Here is a 7,159-nt window from a genome sequence, read left to right as displayed (position 1 = left end):
TTAATCAACCCTAAACATTTAAGAAATTGGTTTGCTAATTGCTGCTACTGTACCTCATAACAGCGGGAAACGCTGTAATTGCTCTCCCAGAGACTTAAAACAAAATATCTTAACCGAAACCTCAAGCCAACTAGCTTCTTCATCAACTAGAAGGTTGTTCTGTCTTTTCGCCACGCATTTCATCAATCTTCAGAAGACTGATCACTATGCCCGCGATCGGGAGGGAGCATCTCATATTTGTAAAAACACTTATTTTGGCTCCTTCCTTCTTCCTCTTTCCCCGCAGCAAGAGAGCCTCAAAACTCCTGCCTCAAAACTCCAATTTTGGGCTTGGCTGCTTTCATTGAGATACTCCCAGGGTTATATACCTTATTGATTTGATTTATACCAATTTAATGTGAAGTTGAACATATCTCGATTCCCCTAAATCCCCCTAGTTGTTGGGGGAATTTGAGAAGAATCTTGTCCCCCCCTCCGGCGGGGGGCTAGGGGGGATCGGATTCTATGCAACCTTATAAAAAATTGGTATTATGCTTACCTAATTATTGAATTTTCCCCGCAATTAGACCAACAAGCACAATCAGACCTAATACTCTACGAAAGTAATTAACGCCTTGAAATAATTCTTCCCAAGCCCAAGTAAACAAAGTGCCAAAGGCTACTAGCTCCAAGCCTAAATTAATTTTACCTGTTGTAACAATGAGCGTTAATAAACTAGCTACAATCCCGACACTCAGTGGTAGATTTGGCATCTGAGCTATAACAATTTTGCCTTCGCTGTCGCGGAATGTGCGATCGAACAATGTGTTTTCCATGAGTTTCTCGTGTCAATGTAATAAATAGAACCAGGTTAACATTCAATAGTGCGGGGATTTTTGGGGACGATACTACAAGCTTTAGAGGGCAAGGAACATAAAAAAGTCGAATTAAATGCAAGTCAGGAGTGGACATGACATTGATTTAATTATCCACCGTGGCTCAAAGTCATAGAAAATTAGCCATGGTACTATAGAAAAAGTGTCGGCACTATTGGACAGTGCAATCAGATATTTATCCTAGAGCAAGTTGTTTTTTGATTCCCTGTCATGAATTTATTCGGCTTGTTTTTTCCATTATTTTAATTTTTTTGTTTTAGTGGTTAGAGGGTAGTATTATAGTAAATTTCAAAAAATCAAAAATCATCTCTCGCTTGGAAGAGTTTAGAGTAAAAGGTGATCTATAATTGGACAGACATAATCTTTTCTCTACTATCGCATCGAGAGCGATCGACCTCATGCTCAAATCCCAGGTTAGCAATTCACAGGTCTAAGCTGTTCGGCATTTAAAAGACGATAGTAGGGTGCGTCATTACAGAAGTGTTTCCCGCATAAGCGCGTCAGTGTTCACTCCTGACGCACCATACAAGCCTAGTTACTGGTTTAAATGCTCCACAGCTTAGCGCGATCGATTAGGAAGTTCGCGCTCAAACGCATAAATTCCAGCCGCACCAATTAAAGTGACGATCGCTATCACTTTAAGCAAGAGGAGCAAACCGCTTTAAAAACATAGCAGGCACAATGACTGGAATCCCTGCACCGATACAAATGAGAGCTTGGATAAAACTAAGCGGTTGGGTAGCAAATAGCGGGTTTAGGAAACTCAACTGGCTAAAGAAAACTTGAAATATAAACACACAACCCACACCGATCGCAGGAATAACAGCAATTTCTTGAGTGCGATCTTTTAAATACGCAAACAGAGATGGAATACATTGGCTAATACTCAATAAGTAAAAGGTTTCTGCGGAAACCAGCGTATGGACTGCCATTGTCCGAGCCAAATTAATATTACCTGTGGCTTGTGAAGCCCATTCAAAAATGCCAAGTACAGCAATGAGATTGAAGATAGAAATAATCAGGATGCGCCACAGCAATTTTTTCGTTAATAGGGGTTCATTGGGGCGGCGGGGCGATCGCTGCATAGTCTCAGCCGATTTTGGCTCAAATGCTAGAGTGGCACTTAGGGCGACGGAACTCACCATGTTCACCCAGAGAATCTGCACCGGCAAAATTGGCCGGGTGGTACCCGCCAAGATTCCCACCAATATGGTCAGCGCTTCTCCACCATTGACGGGTAGGATAAACCCAATGGTTTTCAGCAGGTTGCCATAAACGGTGCGTCCTTCTTCTATGGTGGCTTCAATGGAGGCAAAGTTATCATCGGTCAACACCATATCCGCCGCTTCTTTGGCAACTTCCGTGCCTGTAATCCCCATCGCTATGCCAATATCCGCCTGCTTTAGTGCTGGGGCATCATTGACCCCATCTCCGGTCATGGCAACAATTTCACCCTTGGACTGCAAAGCTTCCACCAGTCGCAGTTTCTGTTCAGGCGCAACCCGGGCAAACACATTACTAACTTCAACGGCATTGCTGATTGACGGTATGAATTAAGTTCTACGAAAAGACTCCAAGGCACAAAAAGTCTGTCTTCGGCAAAGATTAAAAAATGTACATTCATACTAAAGTTCAGCAACGCCAACACTTCTTCTTCCTCCTTCCTTCTGACTCTTTTCTCCTGACTACTGGCTCCTGGCTCCTAACTCCAATTTTGGGCTTGGCTGCTTTCATTGAGATGCTCCCGCTCCAACTAACGCATCTATGATTCATCTAATAATAGCAGTTGCCATGAATTTAATAAATCCTCAGCATTTAATAAATTGGTTGGCTAGCGGTTGCTATTGTACCTCATAACCGCGAAAACTGCTGTATTTATATCGCCCTAAAGAACAGAAAAAAATATCGCAGACGGAGTACCTTTGGCGCTGGTTGAGATGGAGAGCTGTGAGTCCATTATCTGGCTCAATATTCAGTAGATGTGCCATAATTAATGAACCTAACTCCCAATAAACTTTGCTTTTCTCAACAGGGTATACAAGCTGCAACCCTTATTTAGTCTAGTTCCTAGGCCTCTTTGTCACACTCCCAGATGAGTCAGTTACAATAGTTCTGACACTTTGGGGTAAAATGGCTGGAATTGTGGATTTTTCCTGAGTCGTGACTTGGCTCAAACCCTAATTATGCCGTTGACAATCAAAAACTGTCCTAAGTATTGAGTGAGTTACACAAATGAAACTGTGAAAACAGGGATCATAATTAAAGAACCTGCCGTTGATGAAAAAACTAACTTGCAAACAACTCCACTTTGGAGAATTGAGCAATTCCATAAATGTAGATAAAATTTGAAATCAGAGAAAATTAAAATGACATCTTTCAGCAGAAAACTTGGTTTGGTAGAAATGTGGATGGCGCTAGGCAATGAGGTGGGAGGTGGACTAATTGTAAATGTTGTCTATCTGGAAGGAATTTTAAAAGCAGAGCTTGTTCAACAAGCTCTTAAATTAGTCCAACAGCGTCATCCCATGCTCCAAGTTTACATTGTTGAGTCTGAGGATGGATTATATTTTCAATCGACAGGAATAACGGAAATTCCGGTACAAGTTATATACAAACAAGATGAAAATGAAGCAATTAAAATTGCTGAAAAAGAACTACATACAAAATTCACACCAGGCAATAATCCTCTGTGTCGCCTAACTCTTTTGTATTCTCATCAACATCAAAATAGCTGTGAAGTAATTATTACCTTTCATCATGGAATTGTAGATGGCATATCATGTATGCGGTTTATTGATGACCTGTTATTTTATTATCAGGAAATTAATGAAGGAGAGAATATATCTCAAGTTGAATCCCTAGAATTTATTCCTCCCATAGAAACTATAGTTAATTATAATATTCCCAGTCAAAACCCAAGGGAAAATCATCAACTCGCAAATGAACAACCAAGTCTACCACCACAATTAATTATTGAACATCAAGCATCCGCCAATGAACGTTTGACTCGGATGCTACCGCGAATGCTTAGTCAAGAAAAGACTAAGACACTAATTGATAAATGCAAACAAGAAAAAACAACTGTTCATGGTGCTATGTGTGCCGCAATGCTATTTGCTGCTGGTAAATTACTATCAATAGATACACAGGTAAATTGCTCCTATGGTTTACCTGTAGATTTGAGAAAATATTGTGAACCTGAAATCACAGGCCAAAATCTAGGTTGTTTTATATCGGCGCTGGGTTTTAATCAGTTAATTGAGCCAAAGACATCTTTTTGGGATTTAGCTAGAGAATGTAAGTGCCGAATACATGATTCTTTAATTAGCGGTGTCCATATAACTAGACTACTACAAGGTAAATTACGTAATCTTGACATAGATACCATGAAGAAAATCGTGATTAAGTCTATGGTGAGTAAAGAAGATACTATGGGAAGAAATAATCTTTTTTCAATTTCCAATAGAGGCAAATTTCAATTTCGACATCAAGCCGATAAGCTCAAGGTTAAGGAATTATACTTTGCTACTCCTCAACATATTGCTGGTGATTGTTTTTGGTTAGGTGTTCTCACGCTAAATGATCAGTTATTTTGCAATTTTATTTATGTACAACCTGTAATAAGCGCTGGAACAGCACAGTTATTTGCTGATGATGTGATGACAGTCATAGAAAAAGTGTGTATCAATCAAAATTCGACGTTAACAATGTGGTGTGAGTCAGTGACACAAAATTAAATACTCTTGATTTTAGGAATTTATTTGACACAGATATAAGTTTAGTATATAGTATTTATGTCAAAAATTTTGTAAAATTCCAATAATATGAACTGGGACAATAACTCAATTGTAATTTATTCCAATTTTCCATTTCATGTAGAAGATTGGTCTCCTTTATCTGTGACTCAAGGTATTGGCGGAAGCGAGGAAGCGATCATTTACTTAAGTCAAGAATTCGTTAAGTTAGGCTACGCGGTTACTGTTTTTAATCGATGCGGTGATATGGAAGGGGAATATAATGGAGTAGTTTATCAGTCTGTTGATAAATTTAATCCCCAAGATAACTTTAATGTCTTAATCTTTCATCGGGCTTGGAAACAACCTATGCTAATGAAAGTGAAAGCCAGAAAAACTGCCGTGTGGATGCACGACAACCCGCAATTATTTCCTTCTGTAGAAGAGTTTCAGCGTTTAGAATTTCTGGCAAGTTTTGACAAACTTTTTATGTTGTCAAATTTTCATAAATCTCTGCTGCCAGACTGGATTCCTGAAGACAAGATTTTTTTAACAACCAATGGGATTAATCTCGAAGATTTCAACTTAACAGGAATTGCTAGAAATCCCAAGAGACTAATCTCGATTAGTGATTATACAAGAGGCATTGAAAATTTACTGACTCAATGGGATCAAGTTCTCAAAGAAGTGCCAGATGTTGAATTGCATATTTTTTATGGATGGCAAGGAGTTGATGCTTTAATTAATTCACCTTATCTTGATAGATTTCCAAAATTACCAGAGAAAAAGGAACGACTTTTACAACTTTTCGCTCAGAAAAATGTCTATGAACATGGCAGAATTGGACATAAGGAATTAGTGGAAGAATTATTCAAATCAGGCATCTGGGTTTATCCTTGTCATACTGCGACAGAAATTTTCTGTATTAGTGCTTGGAAAGCGCAAGCTGCTGGTTGTGTTCCAGTGGTGACAACTTATGCAGGTTTAGATGAAACTGTGAAATCAGGTATCAGAATTAAGGGGCCTGCTGGCGATGAGGAAACTAATAATGCTTTTATTGCAGCAGTGATAGACTTGCTAAAAAATCCTGAAAAACAAGAATCTTTAAGACAGGAAGCATTATATCTTAAAGATTCATTTGGCTGGAATAGAGTCGCTCAACAATGGCATCAGGAGTTTATATAGCAATCCTAAATGATTCAGTAGGGGTAGTGCCCCCGTGCCTACCCCCTATCTATCGGGCAACCACGGGGGGATTGCCCCTACGATAATTATGCAAATGATTTAGGATTGCTATATCTGCGGAAATTAAGTAGAAAAGAATGAATCAACAACCCGCATTTTGAATGTGGTTCAGGCTTCAGGTGATTCAGCAGACGCACCATACAACCGCTATCTTTAAGCCGTCAAGATAGTAAAAAAGTCCTGCTTATTTATCATTTTTTTGACGAAATGGATCGAAACCAGCCACTTCTGCCAGCGTATAAAGCGGGCGACCCTTCACCTCCTCATAAATCCGCCCTATATACTGGCCCAAAATCCCAATACTCACCAACTGCACCGCACCCAAAAAGAAAACCGCCATAATCACAATTGTCAAACCAGTTAATGCCGAACCCGCAGAGAAAAGACGCCAATACAAAACCAAAAAAGCCATCAAAACAGACACGAAAGCCGAAAATAAACCCAAATAAATCGACAGTTGCAGAGGAACTTTTGAAAAAGACACTAAACCGTTCATCGCCAAAGCAAAAGATTTACTGAAGGTATACTTAACATCGCCAGCAAAACGCGGATCACGTTCAAACTTAACCGCCGTTTGTTTAAAACCAATCCAAGCGCGCAATCCCCGAATGTAACGATTGCGTTCTGGCATGGCGTTGAGTACATCCACCACGCACCTATCCATCAAACAAAAATCTCCGGTATCTATGGGAATATCCACATCAGCAAGATTCCGCAAAATGCGATAATACATATAAGCCGGCAACCGCTTAAACCAACCTTCTTGACGCCGTTGAGTGCGTTGAGCGTAAACAACTTGATAGCCCTGCCGCCACTGTTCTACCATGTCTATAATTAGCTCTGGCGGGTCTTGCAAATCGCCGTCCATGATGACTACAACTTGACCTCTAGAAAAGTTTAAACCAGCAGTTACAGCTATTTGATGGCCAAAATTGCGAGCAAAACTGAGGTAACAAATTCGCGAGTCTTTTTCGTGCAATTCTCGCAAAAGTTCGAGAGAGCGATCGCGACTGCCATCATTGATTAAAATTAATTCTACTGGGCCGTCCATTCGATCCATCACCGCACTAATTCGCCGATACAATTCAGCGAGATTTTCTTCTTCGTTATAGATAGGAATTACCAAGGAATACTTAGGTGTATCGTTCATTGCAGTTTCTGTTTAAAAATCGGCTTTTCAACCGTTAAATCAAAAGTTTCTTTTTCCCAAAACATCCTGGCTGCTTCACCAGAGAGGTTCGGCAGGTAATTTCGCTCTTTGAGCCAGACAACAGCAGTCCATCAAATAGCAGCGTACCAACACTT

Annotated in this window: 5 protein-coding genes; 2 read left to right on the top strand and 3 right to left on the bottom strand. The window is 39.9% G+C overall.

All coding sequences use genetic code 11. The features are described from left to right. Nucleotides 1-542: 542 nt before the first annotated feature. Together QUA10_RS19875 and QUA10_RS19870 are read right to left on the bottom strand one after the other, a co-directional pair. Complete coding sequence (locus tag QUA10_RS19875) at nt 543-815, bottom strand: hypothetical protein (RefSeq protein WP_333084159.1); 273 nt, start codon at nt 813-815, stop codon at nt 543-545. Nucleotides 816-1,513: 698 nt separating this feature from the next. After that, entirely contained in the window at nt 1,514-2,389 is an 876-nt protein-coding gene (locus QUA10_RS19870) for an HAD-IC family P-type ATPase (RefSeq protein ID WP_333084157.1), read from the bottom strand. Nucleotides 2,390-3,241: 852 nt separating this feature from the next. On the opposite strand from QUA10_RS19870, the gene QUA10_RS19865 reads away from it, so the two are divergent. Further along, nucleotides 3,242-4,612 (top strand): condensation domain-containing protein, encoded by a 1,371-nt coding sequence (locus tag QUA10_RS19865; RefSeq protein ID WP_333084155.1) that lies wholly within the window; start codon nt 3,242-3,244, stop codon nt 4,610-4,612. Nucleotides 4,613-4,699: 87 nt separating this feature from the next. Then, nucleotides 4,700-5,794: a glycosyltransferase family 4 protein gene (locus tag QUA10_RS19860; RefSeq protein WP_333084153.1), complete on the top strand. Its 1,095-nt coding sequence runs from the start codon at nt 4,700-4,702 to the stop codon at nt 5,792-5,794. A 244-nt stretch (nt 5,795-6,038) separates the two neighbouring features. Here the strand turns inward: QUA10_RS19860 and QUA10_RS19855 are convergent, their stop codons facing one another. Then, a complete protein-coding gene (locus QUA10_RS19855; RefSeq protein WP_333084152.1) occupies nt 6,039-7,004 on the bottom strand; it encodes a glycosyltransferase family 2 protein in 966 nt (321 codons plus the stop codon). Nucleotides 7,005-7,159 lie beyond the last annotated feature (155 nt).

Source organism: Microcoleus sp. Pol8_D6, assembly GCF_036700965.1.
Lineage (GTDB): Bacteria > Cyanobacteriota > Cyanobacteriia > Cyanobacteriales > Microcoleaceae > Microcoleus.
Note: the sequence above shows the minus strand (reverse complement) of the source record. Positions and strands in the feature narration are given on the sequence as shown.

What these genes read in the sequence shown, in the direction of transcription:
- QUA10_RS19855 (WP_333084152.1), bottom strand. Translation starts at nt 7,004, where the DNA reads ATGAACGATACACCTAAGTATTCCTTGGTAATTCCTATCTATAACGAA.
- QUA10_RS19875 (WP_333084159.1), bottom strand. Translation starts at nt 815, where the DNA reads ATGGAAAACACATTGTTCGATCGCACATTCCGCGACAGCGAAGGCAAA.
- QUA10_RS19865 (WP_333084155.1), top strand. Translation starts at nt 3,242, where the DNA reads ATGACATCTTTCAGCAGAAAACTTGGTTTGGTAGAAATGTGGATGGCG.
- QUA10_RS19860 (WP_333084153.1), top strand. Translation starts at nt 4,700, where the DNA reads ATGAACTGGGACAATAACTCAATTGTAATTTATTCCAATTTTCCATTT.